The following is a 625-nucleotide window of genomic DNA, read 5'->3' as shown; positions in this document are numbered from 1 at the left end:
TCTCGGGCTGCGATGCCTATCGCGTCCCCCGCCGCAGGACCCTCGCCCGCGACGGGCGGGGTAAGAACGGTATGGGTTCGTGTGCTGAGTCGCGTTCGCCTGTAACACCAGGCGGCGGTGCTGCGGCCGGGTTCGGTCGTGTCGGTGTGGGGGCGGGGAGGGTTCGGGAGGCAGTCTCGGGTTCGCGTGGGGTTGGTGCGGGGGGAGGCGGGAATGGCTCAGGTTCCCTCGCCTGCGATGGTGTCGGTTTCGTCCGCTCGGCTTCGGTCTTGAACCGGGCTCGTGCATTATTGCGGGCCTCGCGTGCGGCTTTCATGTCTCGGTCGAGGCCGATGTGCTGGGCCCAGCCGTCGAGTTCGTCTCGGAGGGCCTGGCCCCATTCGTCGGGGTAGAGGCCGGTGGGGAACACGTTCGCCACATCGGCGGCGAAGTCGGCGTCCAGGTCTTCGGCGGTGCGCCAGTCGGCGCACCCGCAGGCGTGCTCGTCGGTATCGGCCGGTCCGTGTCCGGTGTGGTGCTCTCCGGTCTTGGTGGTGCAGTCGGTGGTGTGGTGGGTGATGAGGGCTTGTCCGGGGGCGGTTTTGGTGATGGTCCAGCCGGGGGTGTGGAGGCGGCCGTGGTGGAA

The 625-nt window shown here is 69.1% G+C and carries 1 pseudogene; it reads right to left on the bottom strand.

Annotated elements, in window-relative coordinates:
• Window positions 1–16: 16 nt before the first annotated feature.
• A pseudogene (locus tag ACYVL2_RS20035) lies at window positions 17–625 on the bottom strand (hypothetical protein); the annotation flags it as partial.

This window comes from Glycomyces halotolerans, from assembly GCF_054779575.1.
The sequence above is the reverse complement of the archived record's forward strand: the minus strand, read 5'-3'. Positions and strand labels throughout refer to the sequence as shown.